This window comes from Ureibacillus sp. 179-F W5.1 NHS (assembly GCF_045369345.1).
GTDB lineage: Bacteria > Bacillota > Bacilli > Bacillales_A > Planococcaceae > Ureibacillus > Ureibacillus halotolerans.
The window spans coordinates 1-1,559 of the sequence record NZ_JBIQFG010000098.1; the positions used below are offsets into that span (position 1 = coordinate 1).

At 35.2% G+C, this 1,559-nt stretch carries 2 protein-coding genes; both read left to right on the top strand.

The features are described 5' to 3' along the window. Window positions 1-756 (top strand): Mu transposase domain-containing protein (locus ACH0B5_RS17970; RefSeq protein WP_406928254.1); only part of this gene is annotated, 756 nt, incomplete at its 5' end. After that, a complete protein-coding gene (gene istB / locus ACH0B5_RS17975) occupies window positions 756-1,508 on the top strand; it encodes an IS21-like element helper ATPase IstB (protein WP_341361466.1) in 753 nt (250 codons plus the stop codon). The genes ACH0B5_RS17970 and istB, both read left to right, overlap by 1 nt. Window positions 1,509-1,559: the final 51 nt, after the last annotated feature.

Below are 1,559 nucleotides of genomic sequence, written 5' to 3' on the forward strand. Positions count from 1 at the left end.
ATCCGTCGGAAAGCATTTGCCCATCGAGATACGTTTACAAGTTTAGAAGAAGCTCAGGCCTATCTAACAGAAATCATCATGAGATTAAACTCTCGTAAACATTATAAGAAAAATCAAACCCACCATGAATTAATGCTAGAAGAACGTGCAGCTCGGCAAGTAAGTGCAGATATTATTCCATTTGATGCCTCTGAGTTGTTTGAATTTAGAGTGGACAAATATAGCACGATTACTTATAGACAAAATCGTTATTCTGTTCCAGAAGGACATGTAGGAGAATGGGTGAAAGTAAAAGCGAGTGCGGAAAAAATTCTTATTTTTAGTGATAATGCCTGTATCGCAACACATAAGCGAAGTTGGCAGATCCATCAGTGGATTATGGATATCTATCATTACTTACGTACATTTGAAAAGAAAAAAGGTGCATTGGCTCAAAGTGAATGTTTGAGTCAAGCACCAACAAAAATAAAAAAATTATACAAAGATTATTATATTGGAAATGAGCGAGATTTTCTAGAGTTACTTATCTATCTAAAAGAACATAACAATCTAGAAAAAATCATAGTGGCAGTTGAACAACTTGAGAAGAACCCTATGGTTCAAATATCAACAGATAAGATTATTTTCTTAGCTAATCAATGCGAACACATTCATAAAACTGTACATTCCAAAAATGAGGTCACCACCCAATCTCTCGAAAATCTTTCAGCCATTACGGCATTATTCGAAACTAAAAAGACAGGGGTGCTTCATTAATGGATAAGCGACAAGAAATGATTGAAATGTGTAAAGAACTTCGACTACCAAGCATTCGAGGATTTATACAAGATGATGATATGTGGAAACAATATCAGACAGCAGAAGATTTCTTATATCACGCACTGGTCCAAGAGATGCAAGATCGAGAAGTGCGAGCAAAAGCGAATCGGATTCGTTCAGCGAATTTTCCAGAAAAGAAACTATTAACTGAATTAGAGACTGAGAGATTACCGCAAAATGCGGCCTCTCGTCTCTCTCATTTAAAGAAATTAGATTTTATTCAAGAAAAACAAAACGTTTTATTAATCGGATCACCAGGTACAGGTAAAACACATATAGCAATTGGTTTAGGAATTGAAGCTTGTTTAGCAGGTTATAAGGTGTATTTTACAACGGTGTCATCCCTTGTAAATCAGTTAAAAGAAAGCCGTTCTGAAAGAACGTTACGTTCATTTGAATTGAGGTTTGAAAAGTATGATTTAGTGATTATCGATGAGCTAGGTTACATTTCTTTTGATAAAGAAGGCGCAGAATTATTATTTACTCATCTTTCCCTACGGGCAGGACGAGCGTCAACGATAGTTACAAGTAATTTATCATTTGATCGCTGGGAAGAAGTTTTTCATGATCCAGTTTTAACAGCTGCTTTAACAGACCGATTAACACATAGAGCCTATATGATAGACATGGTTGGACCATCTTATCGAATATTAGATACAAAAGAATGGCTAGAAAATAGTTCGGTTTAAGTGGATCAGTTTTTAATTAATAAATGGCTCAATTTTTACTTGCGAAATACA